General features: G+C 68.0%; 21 protein-coding genes. 9 read left to right on the top strand and 12 right to left on the bottom strand.

Going from position 1 to position 22,415, the window contains the following annotated elements; genetic code table 11:
- Positions 1-219: 219 nt before the first annotated feature.
- Positions 220-1,065: a hypothetical protein gene (locus EPO51_RS25390; RefSeq protein WP_293356579.1), complete on the top strand. Its 846-nt coding sequence runs from the start codon at positions 220-222 to the stop codon at positions 1,063-1,065.
- 519 nt (positions 1,066-1,584) lie between these two features.
- Here the strand turns inward: EPO51_RS25390 and EPO51_RS25385 are convergent.
- Positions 1,585-2,670 carry a hypothetical protein gene (locus EPO51_RS25385; RefSeq protein WP_293356577.1) on the bottom strand — a complete coding sequence of 362 codons (1,086 nt, stop codon included), beginning with the start codon at positions 2,668-2,670 and terminating at the stop codon, positions 1,585-1,587.
- 392 nt (positions 2,671-3,062) lie between these two features.
- Between EPO51_RS25385 and EPO51_RS25380 the strand changes: the two genes are divergently transcribed.
- Entirely contained in the window at positions 3,063-3,830 is a 768-nt protein-coding gene (locus EPO51_RS25380) for a PEPxxWA-CTERM sorting domain-containing protein (RefSeq protein WP_293356575.1), read from the top strand.
- A gap of 539 nt (positions 3,831-4,369) precedes the next feature.
- Here EPO51_RS25380 and hutC read toward each other — a convergent pair.
- Together hutC and EPO51_RS25370 are read right to left on the bottom strand one after the other, a co-directional pair.
- The gene (gene hutC / locus EPO51_RS25375) at positions 4,370-5,113 is read right to left on the bottom strand and encodes a histidine utilization repressor (RefSeq protein ID WP_293356573.1); all 744 of its coding nucleotides are present in this window, start codon (positions 5,111-5,113) and stop codon (positions 4,370-4,372) included.
- A complete protein-coding gene (locus EPO51_RS25370) occupies positions 5,110-6,468 on the bottom strand; it encodes a formimidoylglutamate deiminase (protein ID WP_293356571.1) in 1,359 nt (452 codons plus the stop codon). Before EPO51_RS25370 ends, hutC begins: the two co-directional genes overlap by 4 nt.
- A gap of 103 nt (positions 6,469-6,571) precedes the next feature.
- On the opposite strand from EPO51_RS25370, the gene hutI reads away from it, so the two are divergent.
- From hutI to EPO51_RS25335, 7 genes are all read left to right on the top strand, one after another.
- A complete protein-coding gene (gene hutI, locus EPO51_RS25365; RefSeq protein ID WP_293356569.1) occupies positions 6,572-7,792 on the top strand; it encodes an imidazolonepropionase in 1,221 nt (406 codons plus the stop codon).
- On the top strand, positions 7,780-9,309 hold the full coding sequence (gene hutH, locus EPO51_RS25360; protein ID WP_293356567.1) for a histidine ammonia-lyase: 1,530 nt from the start codon (positions 7,780-7,782) through the stop codon (positions 9,307-9,309). The genes hutI and hutH overlap by 13 nt, the downstream gene beginning before the upstream one ends.
- The gene (hutG, locus tag EPO51_RS25355; RefSeq protein ID WP_293356564.1) at positions 9,306-10,118 is read left to right on the top strand and encodes an N-formylglutamate deformylase; all 813 of its coding nucleotides are present in this window, start codon (positions 9,306-9,308) and stop codon (positions 10,116-10,118) included. The genes hutH and hutG overlap by 4 nt, the downstream gene beginning before the upstream one ends.
- A complete protein-coding gene (gene hutU / locus EPO51_RS25350; protein WP_293356561.1) occupies positions 10,115-11,782 on the top strand; it encodes a urocanate hydratase in 1,668 nt (555 codons plus the stop codon). Before hutG ends, hutU begins: the two co-directional genes overlap by 4 nt.
- On the top strand, positions 11,779-12,357 hold the full coding sequence (locus EPO51_RS25345) for a HutD/Ves family protein (RefSeq protein WP_293356558.1): 579 nt from the start codon (positions 11,779-11,781) through the stop codon (positions 12,355-12,357). The genes hutU and EPO51_RS25345 overlap by 4 nt, the downstream gene beginning before the upstream one ends.
- Before the next feature lie 106 nt (positions 12,358-12,463).
- The gene (locus EPO51_RS25340) at positions 12,464-12,943 is read left to right on the top strand and encodes a hypothetical protein (RefSeq protein WP_293356555.1); all 480 of its coding nucleotides are present in this window, start codon (positions 12,464-12,466) and stop codon (positions 12,941-12,943) included.
- Between the two features lies 1 nt (position 12,944).
- Complete coding sequence (locus tag EPO51_RS25335; protein WP_293356552.1) at positions 12,945-13,457, top strand: hypothetical protein; 513 nt, start codon at positions 12,945-12,947, stop codon at positions 13,455-13,457.
- Positions 13,458-13,559: 102 nt separating this feature from the next.
- Here the strand turns inward: EPO51_RS25335 and EPO51_RS25330 are convergent, their stop codons facing one another.
- The 9 genes from EPO51_RS25330 to EPO51_RS25290 all read right to left on the bottom strand — a co-directional run bounded on the left by EPO51_RS25330 (position 13,560) and on the right by EPO51_RS25290 (position 22,204).
- Complete coding sequence (locus EPO51_RS25330) at positions 13,560-14,378, bottom strand: DUF4198 domain-containing protein (protein WP_293356549.1); 819 nt, start codon at positions 14,376-14,378, stop codon at positions 13,560-13,562.
- A 20-nt stretch (positions 14,379-14,398) separates the two neighbouring features.
- Positions 14,399-15,076 carry a hypothetical protein gene (locus tag EPO51_RS25325; RefSeq protein ID WP_293356546.1) on the bottom strand — a complete coding sequence of 226 codons (678 nt, stop codon included), beginning with the start codon at positions 15,074-15,076 and terminating at the stop codon, positions 14,399-14,401.
- A complete protein-coding gene (locus EPO51_RS25320) occupies positions 15,073-15,795 on the bottom strand; it encodes a HupE/UreJ family protein (protein ID WP_293356543.1) in 723 nt (240 codons plus the stop codon). The genes EPO51_RS25325 and EPO51_RS25320 overlap by 4 nt, the downstream gene beginning before the upstream one ends.
- Before the next feature lie 31 nt (positions 15,796-15,826).
- Positions 15,827-16,141: a DUF5666 domain-containing protein gene (locus EPO51_RS25315; protein WP_293356540.1), complete on the bottom strand. Its 315-nt coding sequence runs from the start codon at positions 16,139-16,141 to the stop codon at positions 15,827-15,829.
- A 150-nt stretch (positions 16,142-16,291) separates the two neighbouring features.
- Positions 16,292-17,296, bottom strand: a complete 1,005-nt coding sequence (locus EPO51_RS25310; protein WP_293356537.1) for a zinc metalloprotease — start codon at positions 17,294-17,296, stop codon at positions 16,292-16,294.
- A complete protein-coding gene (locus EPO51_RS25305) occupies positions 17,296-17,934 on the bottom strand; it encodes a cupin domain-containing protein (protein WP_293356534.1) in 639 nt (212 codons plus the stop codon). Before EPO51_RS25305 ends, EPO51_RS25310 begins: the two co-directional genes overlap by 1 nt.
- Positions 17,935-17,998: 64 nt before the next feature.
- Positions 17,999-18,760 (bottom strand): PepSY domain-containing protein, encoded by a 762-nt coding sequence (locus tag EPO51_RS25300; RefSeq protein ID WP_293356531.1) that lies wholly within the window; start codon positions 18,758-18,760, stop codon positions 17,999-18,001.
- A 5-nt stretch (positions 18,761-18,765) separates the two neighbouring features.
- Positions 18,766-19,470 (bottom strand): PepSY domain-containing protein, encoded by a 705-nt coding sequence (locus EPO51_RS25295; protein ID WP_293356528.1) that lies wholly within the window; start codon positions 19,468-19,470, stop codon positions 18,766-18,768.
- Positions 19,471-19,534: 64 nt separating this feature from the next.
- Positions 19,535-22,204: a TonB-dependent receptor domain-containing protein gene (locus EPO51_RS25290; RefSeq protein WP_293356525.1), complete on the bottom strand. Its 2,670-nt coding sequence runs from the start codon at positions 22,202-22,204 to the stop codon at positions 19,535-19,537.
- Between the last annotated feature and the right edge of the window lie 211 nt (positions 22,205-22,415).

Raw genomic sequence — 22,415 nt, 5'->3', positions numbered from 1 at the left:
GCAGATTGTGCTCAGCGGCTTGGCTGCGAGCCTGAGCGAGCCTGAGCGAGCCGGACCGCGATGCGACGGCCCCGCCGCCCGATAGGAGCTAGTGACCCTGTGCGGCCAACCGCCTGCTTGGGGGTCTACACACGAAGCGTCTCAACGACTTGAGGTGGGAAGCCGGCGGCGGCGTCGTACAGTTGTGAGCCACCCGCCGCGATCCCTCAGGGGGAACCGATGACGACCCAAAAGGCCGATCAAGAGTCGTTGGTCCTCCCAAGAGCGACCGGCTGCGGCGCGAATGATGATCAACCGGAAACCCCTGCTGACCGCAGCGAGAGACACCCCGTGATCTGCGACGGAGCGGGAGATGAAGCGGGTTCCGACTTGTCCGACGACAACGACTTATGGACGGATCGTCGTTGCGAGAGCTTCAGCTTCATCCACGAGACCGGTCTTGTCCTGCCTCGCAAAGGCGCCGCGAAGAGGTGGATACGCCGGCGGATGATGAGCCCTGCCGGCAAGACTGCCGATATCGCGAGGTCTCCTGATCGCGCATTGTTGCGACAGGCGGTGCTGCCGGAGGTCGCTGTGCGGGGCGGGAATGTCCTGTTGGTGGGCACTCAGGCCTACACGATCGAGTACCCATCCATATTGGAATCAAACGGTGGCACGTGCTGGACGATGGACTGCGACCCCGCCGTCGCCTCTTTCGGCGCGCCACGGCGGCACATCGTAGGCAGCATCCTGGATCTTGAGGGCCACGCGCCGGGCATCCGCTTCAAGACGATCCTGTTAACGGGCGTCTTCGGCTATGGCGTGAACCGCGCTTCCGAACAGGTGGCGGCCCTTGGCGCGTGTTTCGAGGCGCTGGAGCCAAACGGCTTTCTGGTTCTGAGCTGGAACGACCGGCGGGTGCCGAGCGGCGTGCTCGAGGAAGCCGCGTCGCGTTGGTTCGACTATCGGACGTTCGGCAGTCTGCCATCGAGGCTCTGGGTGAAAGGTTGCGATACGAACTTTGCCTTCTTCAGACGGTCTGCGGATCGAGCATCGGCCTGGCGGAGAGGCCCGCGCGACTGTTGAGCGTCGCGCCGTCCAGCGCCAAACAGAGCAGTGCTGAGTTACTCGCGTCGCTGCCCCGGCAGCGTGACGATGAACAGGCCTTCACGCCCCTCAGGGCAGAGCAACTTGGTGCTGGGCGCCGGGCGGGCGCGACGCTCGTGTGCCGCGCGGCGAGTGCATGAACGGCTCGGAGGGCATCGTTGACCCACCGTGCGTCGCATATGTCCGCCTGTTTCGAGCAAAGCGGTACATCGGTCTGTAGGGCTGAGGGCCAACTAGTGGCGCACTGCGGGCTGCGATTCCGGCGACACGGCTCAGTGCAGTGCCGCTGCGATTAGCCGTTCGATTTCGTCCATGCTGAAGCTGTCATGATCGAGCTTTGCGACCCCGGCGGGACCAGTCCCTTGCCGCCCGGAGTTTGCGCCTGATGATCTGTTTATAGTGCTGCACATGACCGGTCGCTGCGTTCCGCGCGCGTCGCGCCGCTGTTCGCCTGCGCTCGCCGCCTGTGATCTTGGATTTCGTCGCGAGATTACCGCGTTACCTGGGCCAGGGCGGTGGAGAATCTGCCCAGAAGACATCGTGCAAACCCAACCAGTTCACCACGCCAGCCACCTCGTAAATGGTGCGCAGGTGCTTCTTTAGCGCCTCCTGGCTGACGCCGAACCGCGCCTCGCAGTCGGCGCGAGGTCCGCCCTGGGCGCCGAATAGGGCGATCTGCTTCTGCAGGAAGGTGAGGGGCAGGGCGGACAGCCACTCGACCGCCAGCACGTCGACCGCCGCCTCCCGCTCGACCGACACGAACATCTGCTGCTCGTCGTGGCCCCCCTCCACGATCCGGCGCGACGCTGAGGCTCGGACCATGAGCCGCCCGCCGATCATGGGCAGCGGCAGCTCGGCGAGCGCGCCCTTGGCCAGCATGGCGGCAAGCTGACGCGAGAAAGCCGGAGCGGTGCGCAGGCTGCCCGCCATTGGCACGTTCTGGCCCAGCAGGTGCGCACGGCTCAGCAGGCCCTCGGCCTCGGGGTTGATGGCCAGCAGATGCTCGCCCGAGGCGTCGGTTATGTAGTGGGCCGTTCGGGTGCCCTGCGAGCGCCAGACCACGTCCGGGCGCTCCGCCTGCAGCGCCCGCTCCAGCAGGATGCGCAGGGGTTCGGCGACCGTGACATCGCTATGCGTGAAGGGCCGGGCGTCATCGTTCCAGAGCACCAGGACGCCGACCCCGCGTCCCTCGCGCTCAAGGCGCATCTCCAGGCCGTGGTGGTGGCCGAGCGGGGCGCAGAGATGTCGGTAGACGTTGCTGGCGCGGAATAGGGCGTGCACCTCCGGCGTCAACATGCGGCCGATCGGGGGGCCGACGATCTCTGTGAAGGTGATCATGTTGAATTCTCCCGGCGCGCCGAACAGCTCGTCGAAGCGGGTGACGAACAGGTCCTTGTGCTCGGCGGGTGCGCAGTCGTGGAAGAAGCCCGCGGGCGCGCCATAGCGATCGAGCCAAAAGATCGAGCCGGAGCTGGCGCCGACCAAGTCGCGAAGGATTTCGCACGCCTGAGCCGCGATGGGCTCCAGCCCGACTCCGCAGTCGCAAAGCAGGCGCAGCCGCTCGTGCAGCCGGCGGGTGGCCAAGGCGCTGCGCCCCAACTTGCGCGGCGACTCCGAAGGCATACTCACACGACCCGGCTAACGTTCGTGCCTTCATAGGTAGACGGGCCGTCTACCCCGTTTACCTCCCCCGGCGGGGAATTCATTTGTGGGGCCCAGGTCCTAACATCAAGGCGGGGGGTCTCTCGTCGCCGAGGTGTCAAAGCAACAGCCAGCCGAGAACGCCGAAGACAGTATTGGGGATTTCTATGCCTGTCATGAATGCGCGACTCCTAGCAGGAGTCGCTTCAGCCGCGCTGTGCGTTTTCGCACTGCCCGGAACCGCCTCGGCCGCCTCGACCTACGGCGCGTCGGGGATCTTCACCAACCGACCCTGCCCGCCGGGGGCGATCAGTTGCGTTGGCCCGCGGAACTTCGTGCAGTACCTGGGCGGCATGAGCAGTGAGTTCTCGGCCTCGGCCAACGGCATCCCGGGCGGCGCAAGCACCGCTGCGGCCGTGTCGTTTGGCGACGGCTATCTGCCCCAGATCAAGGCGGCGTCAACAGCCGGCGCAGAGACCCGCACGGGCGCCAGCGTCGTGGCCTTCCGCTCCTTCACCTACGAGGGGGACGCGGCCATCGACCTCGCGTTTGAGGGGGTGCTGCACTACTTCACCTCGGGCGACCAGGAAGGCGGCGAGATCGCCGGCGACGGCCTCCTGAATGCGAAGCTCACGGTGCTGCCGCTCTCTGCGATCGCCCACTACAACGCCAGCACCGACGCCCTCGCGCTGATAGGCGATACCTCGGTGTACGAAGCCGACTGCGGCAGCGGCGCGCTGGCGTCCGCAAGCGCCAACTCGAACGGGCAGTCCGGCGGCGAGTACAACGTGAGCCTGGGCATCACCCAGGGCTGCGACGGCAACGCGCTGACGATACAGAAGGGCGACTCGTTCGTGCTGGTGGCGTTGCTGCAGTCGATCTCCAACCGCAGCGGCTTCATCAACGCGATGAATACCTTCACGGTGCAGTACGACGAGGAGAACACCGTGTACACCGGCACCACCGAGAAGGTCGGCCTTGCCGCCCTGCAGCAAACGGTGAACGGCGCAGTGCCCGAGCCCGGAACCTGGGCGCTCATGATCGGCGGGTTCGCTGGAGTCGGCGCGGCTCTCCGTCGCCGGCGACGATTGGCGCCCTCGTAGATCCGAAGCCGAGCGCGCCGTTTGAGATGTCGCGCTCAGGTCCTCAGACCTAGCAGGGCGTCCGCCACCCGGGAGCAGTAGGAGTACATCCTCCGTGCCACGGCGCGGGCTTGCGCTCGCGGGCCGTGGCGACACCGGCAAACCACGGACGTGAGGATGCCGACCACTCCGCGGCCAAACAGCCGGTGGAGGCTGATCCGGATGAGCAGCGCACCGGCGCGCGGTGCTCTCTTCGGGCAGGATGTCGGGATCGCGGTCCAAGGGCTCGCGTGAGGGCAGCAGAGGCTGATCGGAGCAGGAGGATTAGCGGGTTAGCTGCCAGATCTCGGTGACGCCCTCCAAACCTAGGGAGTCTGACACGACGAGCCCGCTTTCGGTGATTTTGGGCGATGGCTGTCGAGCCTCATCGATAGCGCGCGGACAAAGGTGCAGTGGTCGATGCGTCTCATACGCGGGCTACAAAGCGTTCGTCGGCCCCGCTGCCACCCAACAGTCCCGGGTCCCGACGCGGGCGTTGGGCACGGGCGTCGCTTGCGCGTCTACCGCCGCGCAGCGGGATTCGCCGCCGGCTGAGGGGCGAAACGCGCCACCAGGTCGTAGGCCTCTCCCGGAAACGTCAGGCGCACGTGCGTGATCCGGTCGTCTCCGCGCCACGTCTGGCGTTCCAGAACCAGGCAGGCGGCGTGGGCTTCAAGCCCAAGGACGAGGGAGGTCGCCCTGGGGACGTTCGCGGCGCTGATGCGGTGCTCCGCTTCAGTCCAGGGCACATGGCTGAGCAACCAGCTGCCAGGGGCGACCCGCGTGAAGTCGACGTCCGCCGCCTCCGGCACCGCCGCCAGGTTGATGAGTCGTTCCTCCAGCGCGAAGGGCCGGCCGCTAGCACGATGCAGGCAACGCAGCGCGAGCACCTCGACCGGCAGATCCAGCCCGAGTTCCTCGATCTCGCGGCGCCCGGCGAGGCGGACTTTTCGCGACTGCAGTTCGTAGCCGTACGGCTCTCCGCGGGCCGTCACCTCGGCGGGGATGTCGGGAATGTCGAGCACCACAGAGTGGATGCGAGGGCGCGAAACAAACGAGCCAGCTTTGCGGCGCCGGATGATCAGCCCGGACTCCGCCAGTGGAGCCAGCGCCTTGTTCACCGTCATCCGCGAGCAGCCATACTCGGCCATCAGCTCGTGCTCGTAAGGGATCCGGTAGCCGGGCGGCCAGGCGCCCGACAGGATGCGCTCGGAGATGTCCGAGCGGATCCGTTTGTGCAGAGACGCGTCCTTGAGGTCGGTCATGCGGTCAGGCGATCCAGCGCGGCGCGATAGCGGGCGACGATTCGGTCACGATGCCGATGCCGGCCATTCTCGACCACACGCACGCCGGCGCGCCAGACCTCCTTCAGGGCCTTTGCGCCTTGCGCGAACACGAAGCTGTCGAGCAGGGCATCGTCGGCCTCGCCGGGTCGCGTCTGGCGGTCGGATTCGAGCACCAGGATATCGGCCGAGGCGCCTACGGCGAGCGACGTGCTCGTCCCGAGCGCCTGGGCGCCGCCTCCAAGGGCGCCCCGATAGAGCGCCCCACCTGTCGAGGCCCCAGGCGCCGGGGCCAGGACGTTGCGCGCGCGCCGGTGCAGGCGCTGGCCATACTCCAGCAGCCGCAGTTCCTCGGCCGCGTCGATGCGCACGTTGGAATCGGATCCGACCCCGAACGCGCCGCCGGCTTCCAGGTACTCCGCCGCCGGGAACAGGCCGTCGCCCAGGTTGGCCTCGGTGATCGGGCAGAGGCCGGCGACGGCGCCGCTGAGCGCCAGCCGGTGGCACTCCGCGCTCGTCATGTGGGTGGCATGCACCAGGCACCAGCGAGCATCGACTGGCAGCCGGTCCAGCAGCCACCCCACCGGGCGCGCGCCCGACCAGGCCACGCAGTCCTCGACCTCGCGCGTCTGCTCCGCGATGTGGATGTGGATCGGTCCGGAGGTGAATCCCGTCACCGCCGCAAGCTCCGATTCCGTCACCGCCCGCAGGCTATGCGGCGCGGCGCCCAGCACGGCGTCGGGGAGGCCCGACACGGCGGCGCGGCTGGCCTCGAGCAGCCGGAGGTAGGCATCCAGGTCGGTGACGAAGCGTCGCTGGCCGGGCTGCGGCGGTAAGCCGCCCAAGCCACCATGGGCATAGAAGACCGGTAGGAGGGTGAGGCCGATGCCGGTCTCGGCCGCGGCCGCGGCGATCCGGCAAGCCATTTCGCCGGGATCGCCGTAGGGCGTCCCGTCGGGGGCGTGATGCAGGTAGTGAAATTCCCCGACGCGGGTGAAGCCGGTTTCGAGCATTTCGGCGAAGGCCAAGGCCGCCACGGCCTCGACCGCCTCCGGGTCCAGCCGGTCGACGAACCGGTACATGAGCTCGCGCCAGGTCCAGAAGCTGTCATCCGCCGGACCGCGCACCTCGGTCAGGCCGGCCATGGCCCGCTGGAACGCATGACTGTGCAGGTTCGGCAGGCCCGGCAACGCCACGCCGGCCCGGTGATCGCCGGCCTGGGCCGGGACGCCCTGCGCGACCGCCGCGATCCGTCCGTCGGCCAGGGTGAGGCGGACATCGGAGCCCCATCCCGTCGGGAGGAGCGCCCGCGCACACCAGAGGAAGGTTTCGTTCATGACCCCCGCCAACGCCCGAAAAACGCCGCGAGCGGCCCTCTTATGTCTATACAAAACTTTTTGGCGCCGCTAGGTTTTTCCTCGGGACCGGCTGGAGGATGCCTTGCGTTGCGAACGGGTCTGGCGCCATGCGCGACTGGCCTTGCGCGACCCCGCGCGAGCGGGGCTGGGTGAGGTTTCAGATGGCGTCCTGGCGTGCGACGACGGGCGCATCCTGTTTGCGGGCTCGGCGGCGGACGCCCCGAACTTCGACGCGACGGAAACCATCGATTGCGACGGGCGCTGGATCACACCTGGCCTGATCGATCCGCACACGCATCTGATCTACGGCGGCGACCGGGCGCGGGAGTTCGAGCTGCGGCTGGCCGGCGCGTCGTACGAGGAGATCGCGCGGGCCGGCGGCGGCATCGTCTCGACCATGGTGGCGACGCGGGCGGCGTCGCAGGACGAGTTGGTCGCGCAGGCGCTGCCGCGGCTGGACGCGCTGATCGCCGAGGGCGTGACGACGGTCGAGGTGAAGTCCGGTTACGGGCTGTCGCTGGAGCACGAGCTGAAGTCGCTGCGGGCGGCGCGGAAGCTGGGGGATGTGCGGCCGGTCCGGATCGTGACGACCTTCCTGGGCGCGCATGCGCTGCCGCCGGAGTTCGGGGACGACGCCGACGGCTACATCGATCTCGTCTGCCGCGAGATGATCCCTGCGGCGGCGGCTGAGGGGCTGGCCGACGCGGTCGATGCGTTCTGCGAGGGGATCGGGTTTACGCCTGCGCAGACGCGCCGCGTGTTCGAGGCGGCGCGGGCTCATGGATTGCCCGTGAAGCTGCATGCCGAGCAACTGTCGAACCTGAACGGCGCTGCGCTGGCGGCGGAGTTCGGGGCGCTGTCGGCCGACCACCTGGAGCACCTGGACGACGCCGGGATCGCGGCGATGGCGGCGGCCGGGACCGTCGCGACGTTGCTCCCCGGCGCCTACTACTTCGTGCGCGAGACGAAGCTGCCGCCGATCGAGGCGCTGCGCGCGGCCGGCGTGCCGATGGCGCTGGCGACCGACTGCAATCCGGGCACCTCGCCGATGACCTCGCAACTGCTGACGATGAACATGGCCGCGACCCTGTTCCGGCTGACCGTGGATGAGTGCCTGGCCGGCGTGACCCGCGAGGCGTCGCGCGCGCTGGGCCGGTTGGACCACCTGGGGAGCCTTGAAGTCGGCAAGGCCTGCGACCTGGCCATTTGGGACGTCGAGCGTCCCGCCGAGCTCGTCTACCGCGTCGGCTTCAACCCCCTGCATTCCCGCGTATTCGGAGGCCAGACCACATGGACGCGGTGACGCTCCGCCCCGGCGACGTTCCCCTCAGCGAGTGGCGCGCGATCTATCGCGGCGCCGGCGTGCGCCTGGACCCCCGCAGCGCGGCGGCCATCGCGGCCAGCGCCGCGGCCGTCGGCCGGATCGTGGCCAAGGGCGAGCCGGCCTATGGGATCAACACCGGCTTCGGGAAGCTGGCCTCGGTGCGGATCGGGGAAGAGGACCTCGCGACCCTCCAGCGCAACATCGTTCTGAGCCATGCCGCCGGCGTCGGCGAGCCGTCGCCCGAGCCGGTCGCGCGGTTGATGCTGGCGTTGAAGCTGGCCAGCCTGGCGCAGGGCGCCTCGGGCGTGGCGCCGGCCACCATCGCGCTGCTGGAGGCGCTGCTCGCCAAGCGTCTGACGCCGGTGATCCCGGCGCAGGGTTCCGTGGGTGCGTCGGGCGACCTGGCCCCGCTGGCGCACATGGCGGCTGCGATGATCGGCGTCGGCGCGATTGACGTGGCGGGCGTGCGGACCTCGGCGGCGAAGGCGCTGGCCGATGCGGGCCTAGCGCCGCTGACGCTGGGGCCCAAGGAGGGCCTGGCGCTGCTGAACGGCACACAGTTCTCGACGGCTAACGCGCTGGCCGGTCTGTTCGAGGCCGAGCGGGTGTTCCAGGCGGCGCTGGTGACCGGCGCGCTCTCGACCGAGGCGGCCAAGGGCTCGGACACGCCGTTCGACCACCGGATCCACGTGCTGCGCCGCCAGCCCGGGCAGATCGAGGCGGGTGATGCGCTGCGGGCGCTGATGGCCGGATCGGCGATCCGCGCCTCGCACCTGAAGGACGACGAGCGGGTGCAGGACCCCTACTGCCTGCGCTGCCAGCCACAGGTGATGGGGGCGGCGCTGGACGTGCTGCGCCAGGCGGCGACGACGCTGGGCTATGAGGCCAACGGCGTCTCGGACAATCCGCTGATCTTCTCGGATACCGACGAGGCGCTGTCGGGCGGCAACTTCCACGCCGAGCCGGTGGCCTTCGCGGCCGACATGATCGCACTGACCTTGTGCGAGATCGGCAGTCTCGCCGAGCGGCGGGTAGCCATGCTGGTGGACCCGGCGCTGTCGGGACTGCCGGCGTTCCTGACGCCGAAGCCCGGGCTCAACTCGGGCTTCATGATCCCGCAGGTGACGGCCGCGGCGCTGGTCTCCGAGAACAAGCAGATGGCCTACCCGGCCAGCGTCGACTCCATCCCGACCTCGGCCAACCAGGAGGACCACGTCTCGATGGCCGCCCACGGCGCGCGGCGGCTGATGGCGATGGCGAAGAACGTGCAGTCGGTGGTGGGGATCGAGCTGCTGGCGGCCGCGCAGGGCTGCGACTTCCATAGCCCCCTGACCTCGAGCCCGGCGCTGGAGAGCGTGCGACGGCTGCTCCGCGCCTACGTCCCGCACCTGGAGGACGACCGGCACTTCCACCCGGACATCGCTCTGGCGAGCGGACTGGTGTGCGAGGGCGATGTTGTAAAGGCGGCGACGCTGCCGTTGCCGGCGGTCGCATGACCGATTGGCTGCAGATCCATCGTGGCGACGCACCTCTGGTCGTCAGCTTCCCGCACACCGGGACTGACCTGCCGACGGGGATCGCGGCGCGGCTGATCTCGCCCTGGCTGGCCCGCAAGGACGCCGACTGGTGGATCGAGAGGCTGTACGACTTCGCCCCGTCGCTGGGCGCGACGACGATCCGCACGGGGATCAGCCGCACCGTCATCGACGTGAACCGCGACCCGTCGGGCGCGTCGCTTTATCCGGGTCAGGCGACCACGGGGCTCTGCCCCACGAGCACCTTCGACGGCGAGCCGCTGTACCGGAGGCGTGAGCCCGACGAGGCTGAGATCGCCCAGCGGCGGGCAGACTACTTCGATCCCTACCACGCCGCCTTGCAGGCCGAACTCGACCGGCTGCGTGCGATCCACGGGCGCGTGGTGCTGTACGAGGCGCACTCGATCCGCTCGGCGATCCCGCGGCTGTTCGACGACCTGCTGCCCAACTTCAACATCGGGACCAACTCCGGCGCGAGCTGCGACCCGGACCTGACCGCTGCGGTCGAGACCGCGTGCGGCGCCAGCGCGTTCAGCCGGGTCACCAACGGCCGGTTCAAAGGCGGCTGGACCACCCGCCACTACGGTCGCCCGGCCGACGGCGTCCATGCCATCCAGATGGAGCTCGCCTGCCGCGGCTACATGGACGAGCCGCCCGGCCTGCTGACCTCGGCCATCTGGCCCACGCCCTACGTCGAGGTGCGTGCCGCCCCGATGCGCGCTGCCCTGACCAACGTCCTCAACGCCTGCCTGGACTTCGCCAAAGCATGACCCGCCTCGACAAGACCCGTGTGATCCGCCCCGCCACCGGGACCGAGCTCTCCTGCAAGAGCTGGCTCACCGAAGCGCCCCTGCGGATGCTGATGAACAACCTGCACCCCGACGTAGCCGAGCGCCCGGAGGAGCTGGTGGTCTATGGCGGGATCGGGCGGGCGGCGCGCGACTGGGAGAGCTTCGACAAGATCGTCGAGACGCTGCGCCGGCTGGAGGACGACGAGACCTTGCTGGTGCAGTCGGGCAAGCCGGTGGGCGTGTTCCGCACCCACGCCGATGCGCCGCGCGTGCTGATCGCCAACTCGAACCTCGTGCCGCGCTGGGCCACCTGGGACCACTTCAACGAGCTCGATCGCAAGGGCCTGGCCATGTACGGCCAGATGACCGCCGGCTCCTGGATCTACATCGGCGCCCAAGGCATCGTTCAGGGCACCTATGAGACCTTCGTCGAGATGGGGCGCCAGCACTATGCCGGCGACCTCTCCGGCCGCTGGCTGCTGACCGCCGGCCTGGGCGGCATGGGCGGCGCCCAGCCGCTGGCGGCGGTGATGGCAGGCGCCTCTTGCCTTGCGATCGAGTGCCAGCAGTCCAGCATCGATATGCGCCTGCGCACCGGCTACCTCGACCGGGCGACCACCGACGTGGACGAAGCCCTGGCCTGGATCGAACAGTCCTGTCGCGACAAGACCCCGATTTCGGTCGGCCTGCTGGGCAACGCCGCCGAGCTGCTGCCCGCGCTGTTCACCCGTGGCGTGCAGCCCGACCTGCTCACCGACCAGACCTCTGCCCACGACCCGGTGAACGGCTACCTGCCCAAGGGCTGGACCCTGGAACGCTGGGCCGCCATGCGCGACCAGGATCCCAAGCAGGTCGAGGAAGCCGCCCGGGCCTCCATGGCCGAGCACGTCCAGGCGATGCTGGACTTCCAGGCGGCGGGCGTCCCCACCGTCGACTACGGCAACAACATCCGCCAGATGGCCAAGGAGGCGGGGGTCGCCAACGCCTTCGACTTCCCGGGCTTCGTGCCGGCCTACATCCGCCCGCTGTTCTGCCGCGGCATCGGCCCGTTCCGCTGGGCGGCCCTGTCGGGCGATCCCGAGGACATCGCCAGGACCGACGCCAAGGTGAAGGAACTGATCCCTGACAATCCGCACCTGCACAACTGGCTCGACATGGCGGCCAAAAAGATCAAGTTCCAGGGTCTGCCTGCCCGCATCTGCTGGGTGGGTCTGGGCGAGCGCGACCGGCTGGGCTTGGCGTTCAACGAGATGGTCGCCTCGGGCGAGCTGAAGGCCCCCATCGTCATCGGCCGCGATCACCTCGACTCAGGCTCCGTCGCCTCTCCCAACCGCGAGACCGAGGCCATGCGCGACGGCACCGACGCGGTCTCCGACTGGCCGCTGCTGAACGCGCTGCTAAACACCGCGTCCGGCGCCACCTGGGTCTCGCTGCACCACGGCGGCGGCGTCGGCATGGGCTTCTCGCAGCACGCCGGCATGGTCATCGTCTGCGACGGCACGGATGCCGCCGCCAAGCGGATCGCCCGCGTGCTCTGGAACGACCCGGCCACCGGCGTCATGCGCCACGCCGACGCCGGCTACGATATCGCGCTCCAGGTGGCGCGCGAGAAGCAGCTCGACCTGCCCGGCATCCTGGGGTGACCCTCAGCGTCCTACGCGCGGCGGACCGGGCGGCGGTCCCCTGGAAGAATGGCGGCGGCGTCACTCGCGAAATCGCCGCCTGGCCGCCGGGCTCGGGGTTCGACGACTTCGCCTGGCGGATCAGCATGGCCGAGGTGCGCGAGGACGGGCCGTTCTCCAGCTTCCCGGGCATCGACCGCGTGCTGACCGTCCTTGAGGGCGCCCTGCGCCTGACCGTCCAGGACGCCGGTGTGTTCGACCTTTCGCCTTGCAGTGCGCCACTGGCCTTCGACGGCGCGGCCCTAACCAGCGCGCAGCTGACAGCGGGGCCGGTGCTGGACTTGAATGTGATGACCCGTCGCGGCGCAGCCATCGCGCGGGTCGACCGGGTGACCTCACATTTGGACCTTCCTCCGATGGCCGCCGCCTGCCTGGTCTTCGCGCTCGCAGATGGTGTGGAGGTTCACAGCGCCGGCGAGTTTCACCAGCTCGACCGATACGACGGCGTCTTGTCGCGAACTGTTGCGAGCGTCGAGGCCTCGGCCGAAGCTCAAGCGATCGTCGTCTGGCTGACGATTTCCGACACCCGGGCCTGAAGATCATCCCCCGCCGCCAGCGGCGTGTGGGCTGGCCGGGCTTCTGGACTTCCAGCCAAGCTCAAGCGCAAATTCGGGCCTAAGAGACGGCGCGCATCGAGAGAACATGGACCAGGTCGCTGGGTTGGAGCAAAGCGCGTTCGCTACCTGGCTGCGCGAATCCTCATGGGCCTTGTTCGCTCTGTTGATCCTTCACACGCTGACGATGGGTGCGATCGTCGGTCTGGCGCTTGCGTCGTGTGCACGTCTGCTCGGATTGGCCTCCGCCGTGCCGCTGCCAGCGTTCGGACGTCTCACGCGAGTCCTGGGTTGGGCGCTGGCAGCCGCGGCCGTCTCCGGACTTTTGCTCGTGGCCGCGTATCCCGCGAAGGCGCTGACCAATCCCCTGTTCTACGCAAAGCTCGCTATGGCCGCATCGGCCGCGGCGATCGCCTGGAACCTGCAGCGCTGGGTCTTTGCCGCGAATGTCGCGACTGTACCGAGTTGGGCTCCGAAACTCGCCGCACTCGGCGCGGCGCTGTGGATCGCGACGCTGGCAGCCGGCAAGTTCCTCGCCTACACCCACAAGATGCTGCTGGTGGGTTGAAGTGAACGCAGACTCCGTCGCCGCATTCGGCCACGCCACCGGCATCTACGCCTTCATGAACACCGCATTCGGCTGGCCCGCCGTGGAGGTGATCCACTTCGTCGCGCTGTCGGTGCTGCTGGGGTCGGTAGGGCTCTTCGACCTCCGCGCACTCGGCCTGGCGCGGGCCGTTCCGATGCGCGCACTCCACCGGTTGGTCCCCTTCGGCGTCGGGGCCTTCGTGGTGAGCGCCCTGTCCGGACTGCTCTTTTTCGTCAGTGCGCCGGACCAGTACATGTTCAATCCCGCGTTCCGGTTGAAGCTGGCCTGCATGGGGATCGCCGCCGCGAACGTGGCGGTGTTCTACACGGCGTTCCCGCAACGGGTCGGTGAAGCGGGGGCGGAGGAGGAGGCGCGCCTCCCCGTCAAGGTGATCGCGGCGATCTCCCTGCTTTCGTGGGTGGGGGTGATCGCCTTCGGGCGGCTGATCACCATGTTCCGCCCGCCCTACCATTGGTGCTTCGCCTGCGGGTAGCGGCATCCGTCCCTGGAACGACGGGTTCACCCAGTCCTGTGCGGCCTGGCGGTGGAATTCCCGGCAGCTCGCTGGAACCCGCAGGCCGCTGCGATGGCCCGATCAGCGAATCTCGAAGGTCAGCGTCGACCAGTTCGACTCGTAGGTCGCGTCGCCCGTCGCCTTCTGCATGTTGATGAGGGTGATGTACCAACGCCCGGCGGCCGTCACCTTGAAGGACGCCGTCCCGTCTGCGTCCGTGCGCAGCTTCGCCGCGCCGGCATGGCCGCTTCCGTGGGGCGCGCCCTCATAGCTTGCATAGACCAGCTGCCCGGCCATCGGCTGGCCCTTAATCAGCGTCCGAAAGGCCAGCGTGTCGCCCACTTTCACCGCCGCGGGGTTTTGCGTCAGCAGGATCTCGGCCGGGAAGCCCAGCGGCCGCGCGTAATCATCGGTTCGCGCCGCTCCCACCTGCAGGATGGTTTTCACGTGCTTCGAGTAGCGCTCCCGAACCGGCGTCCGCGGACCTTTCTCGGCCTGACGCGCCTTGAGCGTGTCCTCGATGCCGTCGTGCTGCAGGTACCCATCGAAGTTGTCCGCGGAGAGCTCAATGATCTTTGGCGCCGTCGATACGCCCACCACATAGGTGCCGGGTCCCGCCACGGTCAGGTCGAGGTAGGATGTCACCTGGTCGTCGCGCCACTGGGTGGCCGACGGGGCGCTGATCTTGCCGCCCGCCGCCACCGAGACCGCCTTCATGCGGTCGCGCGTGATCGGGTTCTCGCTCTTGTCGATCGTCCCGTTGAACAGCGCGACGACCGTCTTGGCGCCCGGCTCCAGATGAAACTGCGCCGGCTTCAGGAACATCTCGTGGGCGCCGGCCGAGCTTGCGAGAAGCCCGAGCGCGCCGAGGGCGAGCGCCAGGAGCGGCTTGCGGGTCATGGCGATCTTCCTTCGTCGGTTCAAGGCACGGCGGCGGGCGTCGCGCCCACAGGCTGGATTCCCGGCAGATTGCCTTCCTCGCCGGACGGCACGAGCTGGTAGAAGCCGGACAGTTTCAGCCGAACCTTGATCGGCTGGGCCGAGCGGTTGCGGAAGTACCAGCCATGGATGCCGTCGACCGGCGCGGTCAGGGAGCCGTGGGCGGACGCGCCGCTAGACTTCTCGTAGTCGGCCACGCTGACCGGACCGCCTTTGGCGTCGGCCGCCACGGTGTGGCCGTGGAAGTCGAACATCAGATCCTCCGGGATCGCGAGACCGTCCGCCTGCCAGCTGTAGACCAGGCTTGCGCCCTTCGGCAGGCGGACCTTGAACTCCAGCGCATTGCGCCGGCCCTCATCGCCGTCCGCAGCCAGCGGGATTTCGAACGTGTCGCTGCGGAACGCGGCGGGCTGGCGGATGGCCGCCGGTACGCCCGCCGCGGCGGGCGCGACCAGGACCTCTTCCGGAGCCCAGAGACGCGAGAGCCCCGTCAGCCGCCCGAGCCCGAGGGGGTCCTTGTTGTACTCGGCCGGCAAGACGGCGGCGAAGGTGATGACAATGGCGGTGGCCGCCGCGGCGCCGATCGAGATCAACAGCGAGCGCTTGGAGGGCGCGGCGCCCTCGGGCGACGCCAGGGGGGTCTTTGCGTCCGACATCACGCCGGGTCTCCATAGACGAGGCCGCCGAGCTGGAAGCCGATGAGGACGAACCCTGCCAGCATCAGCAGGACGTTGGCGGCGACGGACATGCGCCGGTAGGCGGGAAGCGTCCGCAAGACCATGATCAACGCCAGCATGAAGGTCAGCGCGATCATCTGGCCGATCTCCACGCCGACATTGAACGACAGCATGTTGATGATCAGGCCGTTCGACGGCAGCTCGAGCGCCTGCAGCTTGGTGGCCAGGCCGAAGCCGTGGATCAAGCCGAAGCCGAAGGTGGCTGCCCGCGGATCGGGCTGCACCCCGAACAGCGTCCGGAAGCCGCCCAGGTTATCGAAGGCCTTGTAGGCGACCGACAGGCCGATCACCGCGTCCACCAGGTACGGGTTCACCGCGATCTGTCCCAGGACCCCGGCGAGCAGGGTCAGGGAGTGGCCAACCGAGAACAGCGTCACATAGAGGGCCACGTCCTTCATCCGATAGAGGAAGAAGATGACGCCCAGAATGAACAGCAGGTGGTCGTACCCCGTCACCATGTGCTTGGCGCCGAGGTAGAGGAACGGAATGACGTCCGGCCCGGTGGTGGCCGCGACGAAGGCGGCGTCCTTGCCGCCGATGCCATGGGCCAGGGCCGGGCCGGCGGCCAGAAGCGCCAACAGCAGGACGATGCCGAGCGGCCGGCGGCCCAGGCCCTGGGCGGCGAGGAGAGCGGTTTTCACGGGCGTGACTGCCAGGCGCGGTTCGACGGGCTCAGCCGCCCTTGCCCGGGGCGGTGATCGTCACGTCGATCGCCACCAGATCCTTCATGCTGTCACCGAAGCCCAGCGCCTTCACCGATTGCCCGACCTTCACATCCTTGGGGGTCAGCCGCTTCCCGTCCTTCATCACACGGGTGTTGCTATCGACCTCCAGGGTCACGACCTGACCGTCGCTCGTCTTGATGTTGATCGACTTGGCCGTCACCGCGGTGACTTGGCCGGCGACCGGCTTCTCGTCGTGGGCGGCGGCGGGCGCGGCCACAAGGAGCATCGCGACGGCGGCGAGCGGGGCGAGGATTTTGTACATCGTTGTCTCCAGAACAGATGAGCGGGGAGTTGGGAACGGCGCCTCAGCCGGCCCGGTCACGGCCGAGGTTGACGGCGAGCGGCCCAGGCGCAAGCGTCGATCCGCGAGGCGAGGCGCATCTGACTGATCTTGTCGCGGGCCCCGCCGGGATCACCAGTTTGGGTCCATGTTGGGCGTGCCCTTGAAGCGCACAACCTTGTCGCCGTAGAGCGGGTCGTAGTAGTGGCCGCCGTCCTTGTAGTCGGGGTTCCACTGCTTGGTCCCATTGCTCTTCAGGCGATAGAGGTACGGCGACATAAGCAGCCGCTCCAGGTGCCAGCGACCCGCGGCGCCGGAGGGGATGTCCTCGCCGGAGCCGTAGAGCATCAAGCCGCCGTCGGCGTAGACCTCGTGCGCGGGACTCGTCTCCTTGTACTCGTGGCTCACGTTCATGACCTTGTGGCCGATCTCGTGGGCGATGGTCCGCCGCGCCCGGCTGGCCGTCGAGAGGTTGTCGATGGTGATCGCCCCCCGATAGGCCCGCGGGATGGTGTTCCAGTATGAGTAGGACGGGAACGACAGGCCCCCCGTCCGCACCATCTTGACCGTCCAGTTCCGGGCGTCCGACCGGTCGAGGAACGGCATGATCACGTCCTGCAAGCCGATCAGGTAGATGGTGCGATCGCTGTCCTTCCGGGGCTCGATGATGCTCTGGAAGGCCTGGAGCGCCATGCCGGTCAACTCGCTCGGATGCCGCGTGTTGCCCTGGTACATGTTGATGTACTCGGTGTCCGGCACCCTGGGGATCTCGTTGGCCTGGATGGCCAGGAACCGTGGCTCGATCGCCCCGGTCTTGACCGCCACGAGGTTGATCTGGACCCCGGTCGGCCGGTAGATTTCCTTGGCCGCCCGGACGCCCTGCAGCATCTGTTCCAGGGTCAGCTTGTTGAAGTCCGGATCGAAGTTCGACGGCATGTAGATCACCACATCCATCGTGAGCTTGCCGGGCTCCAGATCCTTGTTGAAGGCGGCCAGGTCGACGGACGGGACGGCCTTCCAGGCCACTGGCTTCGCGGCCGGAGCCGCGAGCACGGGGGCGGTCGCTGCGCCGTGCAGGCACAGCGCCGCGAAGGCCGCCAGCAGGCGGCGCGAGATGTGCACGGGCAGCGCTCCCATCACGGTTTGATCTTCAGGACGGCGTCGAAGTTCGGGTTGACGCTGCGCGCGAAGGCGATCGCCGGATCATCCGGCTTCAGCTCGCTGTAGTAGAACTGCATCTTGCCCGCCTTGCGGTCCTTGTCGGTCGACGACTGCATCGCCTTCAGGCCGCGGCTGAAGATGTCGTAGTCCTTGGTCTCGCCCTTCGGCTTGACGACGAGCAGCAGCGCCGGCTCGTTGAACGGCGCCTCCCATCCGGTGGGCATGTTGTCGCCGAAGCGGAAGAGCGAGCCGGCCTCCATCACCTGGCGCTTGTGCTCGCTGGCCAGCACCCACTTCCCGCGCACGGTGTAGATGATGCTGCCGATGTCATGCGGATGCTCGGCCAGGAACATGCCCGGCTGCAGTTCAATGAAGAAGGCCCGCGTCTCTTCTGCGAACAGCAGCGCCCCGAATGTCCCCTCGTGGGTCGGGATCGCGGCCTTTCCCTTCACCGCGTCCTCGATGTTCGGGATCACCTCGACGTTCTTGGCGAGCTGGACGTAGGACGGCGAGATATCGGTGGCCGGCACCGTGGTCTTCGGCTTGACGGCGGCCGTCTGGGCGAAGGCCGTCGCCGGCAGCAGGCACGAGATCAGGATCGTGGCGAGCCTCACTTGGATACCCTTTCGTGTTGTCCGGTCAGGAGAGGTCCTGCGCGGGTTGGAGATGACGGATGTCTCATTCGCCAGCCGATGGCGTCCCGATGACACGCGCGCGCCCACGTCGGCGCGCGGCAAGTCGCTCGAACGGCGCGGCGATCCAGGCGACGTCGGAGGGTCGGAAGGCGCGGAACAGCAGGATCAGCCCGCTCAACGCCAGCCACGTCACGCCCGTAGCGACCGTCACGATCAGCGGATGGTTGAAACTCTGGCGGTCGCCGTAGTTCATGATGTGGAGCATCCAGGCGATGTCCCATAGCCGCCAGGTGTCCGTTTTCGCACCCAGCACTTCGCCGGTGGCGCGCGAGACAAACAACGCCGTGTGGTCGGCATCCGCGAAGCCCACGCGCCAGACCGGAAGCGCCATGTCGCGGGTCTCGTGGGTCGAGGCGGTGACGAGATCCACGCGCTCCACCGAAGCCGCGCCGGCGTAGCGTGCGACCGCGAGGGTGCGCGCTGCCGTTGCATCCACTTCAATGCGTCGCGTGGTCTCGGCGTCGAGCAAGCGGACGCCGCTTGGCGTCTCGGCCTGATAGACCCATCGGTCGAAGAGTGGCTTCAGTTCGAGGCCCGTCACCGGTGCGCCGACAGCCGCTTCGACCGCCGCCAGCGGCGCCGGGTTCAGGCCGGACGCGAGTTGGGCCACCGGCAGGACGGCGTGCTCGCCACTCACCTTGTGATGATCGAGCAGCGCCATCACCGCGCCGCTCAGCGCCCAGATCAGGAACTGCAGACCCAGGACGAGGCCAAACCACTTGTGGAGGGTGCGCACGAGGAACATTGGCGTCAGGCCGCCCTTCGCCGGCGACGGCGCCGGAAGCTGTAGAGCAGCAACCAACCGCCGGTCGCGGACCCGAGCACGGTCAGCCAGGTGAAGCCTTGCAGGAGGATATTGTTCACGTCCTGGCGGTCGTCGTAGTCCATGATGTGCAGCATCCAGACCACGTCGAACAGCCGCCATAGGTCATGCCGGCGGGTCACCAGTTCGCCGGTGTATGGCGAGATGTAGAAGGTCGGTCGCCAGGCGCCCTCAAACTCGACCCGCCACACCGGCACATGCCGGGTCTGCATCTCGAGCGGCGCCTTGGTCAGATACTCTGTGCTGACGATGGCGCCCGACTCCGCGAACAGCGCCTTGGCCCGCGCCTCGGCCCCGGCCTTGCCCAGCGGCGAGAGTTTCTCCCCGGTCCGCGCATCGAACAGCGCTTTGCCGCCCGACGCATCGACCACATAGACGGCGCGCCCCAGCTGGGTCTCCAGGCGGGCGCTTTTCAGGCCCTGCGGCAGGTGCGCGAGATGCGCGGGCTCGACGAGACCGGTCAACGCCAGCGCGGGCTGAGGCGCCGCCTTCACCAGCCGATCGCCATGAATGATGTCGATGTGGACGGCCGTCATGTAGATGCCGCCGGCAGTCCAGAGGACGGCCTGAAGGCCGACGAAGAGCGCCAGCCACTTGTGCGTGGAGCGCGCGAGAGCGGGCAGGCGGATCATGGACGAACCCAGAGGGAGGCGCCGGCAGGGTGTGGGGTCACGCCAGCGCCTCAGGGGGGACAGGCTAGAACTTGTAGGTCAGGCGGACGTAGCCACGGCGTCCGACCAGGTCGTAGACGAAGGTGTCGGTGTTGCCGTCCGTGAAGCTCGGCAGGTAGGGCGCATCCTCTTCGAAGATGTTGTCGACCCCGACCGCGATCGTCGCCTCTTCCCTCAGCCGATATGCGAACTGGGCGTTGTGGTAGAAGACGTTGGGCGTGCGGTAGCCCAGGGCCGTCGGCGCCGCGTTGACGTCGGTGGCCTTGCCGATCCACTGGATGGTGTAGCTCGCGCTCCACTTGTCGTCGTCGAGCGTGAGCGACGTCAGCCCGCGCCACTTCGGATAGCCGCCGATCCCGCCACCGATCTTGCCCCGGTAGATGATCGGGGCTCCGCCCGGGAACGGGACGATGGTGTATTCCTTCAGGTAGGTGACGCTTCCCTGCAGGGTCGCGCGGAGATCCATCACGTCGAAGCCGTAGGTCGCGGCCGCGTCATAGCCCTTCACCGTCTCGGCGCCGACGTTCACCTGCTGCGAGGACAGGAAGTTGACCTCGCCGGTCAGTGCGACACGGGTGAAGTTGTCGGCCGAGCAGAACGGGTGGGCAAGGTTCGGGGTGTTGTAGCAGACGGAGAGCTTCGTCGATCCGGTGATGGACCGGATCGCGTTGTCGATGTCGATCTTGAAGTAGTCGAACGTCAGGGACAGGCCGGGTACGAACTCCGGCTCGAAGACCAGGCCCAGGGTCAGGGTCTCGGCTTCTTCCGGCGTCAGGTTCACATTGCCGCCGGTGGTGGTCAGGATCGCGTTGTTCGGCTGGATGTAGTTCGCCGGCACCCCGGTCGCCCGGCAGTTGGCCACCAGCGTCGCGTTCGTGCTGGTCGCATAGCGGCTGCACGGGTCCGTCGTGGTGAGTTGGCCTTGGGTGACGCCACTGAAGAGCTCGGCCACGTTCGGCACGCGGAAAGCGGTGCCCCAGGTCGCGCGAGCCCGCAGGCCGTAGCCCACCGACCAGTCGAGGCCGGCCTTGTAGTTCACGTCGCTGCCGAAACGCTTGTAGTCCGAGTAGCGGATCGCGCCGTCGAAGCGCAGCGCTTCCACCATCGGCAGGTCCTTGAGCAGCGGGACGCTGAGCTCGGCGTAGCCTTCGACCGCCTCCACTGAGCCCTTGATGGGGCTCTGCTGATTGGAGTTGGCGATGCCGAGGACGATCAGGTTGTCGGGATTCCGGAAGCCCGAGTCCTTGCGGTACATCACGCCCGCGGCGGCCTGCAACGGCCCGGCGGGAAGTTCGAGGAGCGTACCGGTCGTGTCGAAGCTGAAGTTGGTCGTCTCATTGCCGCCGGTGTCGATGGTGGTGGCCAGGATGTACTTCAGCACCGCCGGGGAGACATCGCCCGGGCCGAGGTAGTCAGCGCAGGGGATTGCCGCCCCCGCCGCGAACGAGCAGACGGCGGTGTTGAGCGTGTTGGCGATGTTCTGGCGGTTGGCGATGTTGGTGAAGCCGTCGGTGCCGGTGCTGCGGCCGTAGTTGCCGGCCAGCTCCCAGGTCCAGTCCTTCCAGAACTTGCCGCGGGCTCCGGCGGTCGCCTGGTAGGTGTTGGTCTCCTGGAACGCGACGCGCGAGCCGGCCTCGACCAGGCGGCGCTGGATCACCGTGACCTGCTGACCCGTCGGGTTGGTCGGGTTGTTGGCCGCGACGATCAGATTGGTGAGGGTGCCGGGGGACGAGCTCTGATCGGTCTTGCGGTGGGTGTAGAGGAGCTCCCCGAAGAGCTGGATGCCGTCCGTGACTTGGTAGTCACCGAACACCCCGGTGGTCAGGCGTTCGAGCGGATTGACCGCGTTGAGGTAGTTGTTGGCCTGGAAGCCGTGCCGCGCGGCGCTGTACGGCTCGAAAGCGTTGCCGCCCGTGAAGTTGATGATCTGGCCGTTGGGCAGCGACGCGCGCCCACCGGCGGTGGAGCCACTGCCGAGGCAGATCAGGGTCCCTGTCGCGCCGCTCTTCTGACAGCCGGCGCGGCTGAACATGTTGACCGGCTGGGTCACCTGGTAGCTGGCCGCGAACTGCAGGCCGCCGCGCTCATTGCGCAGGCCGTAGGCCGCATCAGCCGTAAAGTCGGTGCCGTCGCCCTCGTCGCTGACGCCGTAGCGGGCGGCGAGCTCGAAGCCCTCGATGTCGGTGCGCGTGATGATGTTGACGACCCCGGCCACCGCGTCGGTGCCGTAGATCGCCGAGGCGCCGTCCTTCAGGACCTCGATCCGGCCGATGATGGAGGCGGGAATGGTGTTCAGGTCAGGGGCGCTGTTCGCGCCGGTGCCGCCGTTCACCAACCTGCGGCCGTTGAGCAGCACGAGGGTCCGGTTGATGCCGAGGCCCCGCAGATTGACGGTCGCCGTACCCCAGCCGCGTGCCGCCCAATAGGCGTTGCCCTGGCCGCCCGAGTAGCCCGCCGCCGCCGGCAGGCGTTGTAGCATCGTCTCGACATTGACGATGCCGCTCTTGGCGATCTCTGGCGCCCCAATCACCGTCGCCGGCCCGACGCCTTCGATGTCCGCGCGTTTGATGCGGCTGCCCGTGACGATGACCTCGCCGACGTCGGAAGCCTCCTGTGCTGCGGCGGCCGTCGCGCCGATCATCGCCAGCGACGCACAGGCGCTCGCGAACAGGAGCCGCTTGGAAAATGCAGTCATGACTACCCCCTGTTGCCCCGACACCATGCCCGTTCCAGGCTCAGCGTGTCCGACCTGACGCATTTGTCCGGTCAGCGCGGCGGGCAAGTCAAGCTATGTATATACATAAGAGAAGCGGAGGCGCGGAACGAACTTGCGACAATTCCATGAACCCCGAACGTCAACCGACACGATGCCTTCATGTCGGCAATAAAATGCCCCTACCGGACGC

The organism is Phenylobacterium sp. (genome assembly GCF_004297125.1).
Classification (GTDB): domain Bacteria; phylum Pseudomonadota; class Alphaproteobacteria; order Caulobacterales; family Caulobacteraceae; genus Phenylobacterium.
The sequence above is the reverse complement of the archived record's forward strand: the minus strand, read 5'-3'. Positions and strand labels throughout refer to the sequence as shown.

What these genes read in the sequence shown, in the direction of transcription:
- EPO51_RS25390 (WP_293356579.1), top strand. Translation starts at nt 220, where the DNA reads ATGACGACCCAAAAGGCCGATCAAGAGTCGTTGGTCCTCCCAAGAGCG.
- hutC (WP_293356573.1), bottom strand. Translation starts at nt 5,113, where the DNA reads ATGACCGACCTCAAGGACGCGTCTCTGCACAAACGGATCCGCTCGGAC.
- EPO51_RS25370 (WP_293356571.1), bottom strand. Translation starts at nt 6,468, where the DNA reads ATGAACGAAACCTTCCTCTGGTGTGCGCGGGCGCTCCTCCCGACGGGA.
- hutH (WP_293356567.1), top strand. Translation starts at nt 7,780, where the DNA reads ATGGACGCGGTGACGCTCCGCCCCGGCGACGTTCCCCTCAGCGAGTGG.
- hutG (WP_293356564.1), top strand. Translation starts at nt 9,306, where the DNA reads ATGACCGATTGGCTGCAGATCCATCGTGGCGACGCACCTCTGGTCGTC.
- hutU (WP_293356561.1), top strand. Translation starts at nt 10,115, where the DNA reads ATGACCCGCCTCGACAAGACCCGTGTGATCCGCCCCGCCACCGGGACC.
- EPO51_RS25340 (WP_293356555.1), top strand. Translation starts at nt 12,464, where the DNA reads ATGGACCAGGTCGCTGGGTTGGAGCAAAGCGCGTTCGCTACCTGGCTG.
- EPO51_RS25330 (WP_293356549.1), bottom strand. Translation starts at nt 14,378, where the DNA reads ATGACCCGCAAGCCGCTCCTGGCGCTCGCCCTCGGCGCGCTCGGGCTT.
- EPO51_RS25315 (WP_293356540.1), bottom strand. Translation starts at nt 16,141, where the DNA reads ATGTACAAAATCCTCGCCCCGCTCGCCGCCGTCGCGATGCTCCTTGTG.
- EPO51_RS25310 (WP_293356537.1), bottom strand. Translation starts at nt 17,296, where the DNA reads ATGGGAGCGCTGCCCGTGCACATCTCGCGCCGCCTGCTGGCGGCCTTC.
- EPO51_RS25300 (WP_293356531.1), bottom strand. Translation starts at nt 18,760, where the DNA reads ATGTTCCTCGTGCGCACCCTCCACAAGTGGTTTGGCCTCGTCCTGGGT.
- EPO51_RS25295 (WP_293356528.1), bottom strand. Translation starts at nt 19,470, where the DNA reads ATGATCCGCCTGCCCGCTCTCGCGCGCTCCACGCACAAGTGGCTGGCG.
- EPO51_RS25290 (WP_293356525.1), bottom strand. Translation starts at nt 22,204, where the DNA reads ATGACTGCATTTTCCAAGCGGCTCCTGTTCGCGAGCGCCTGTGCGTCG.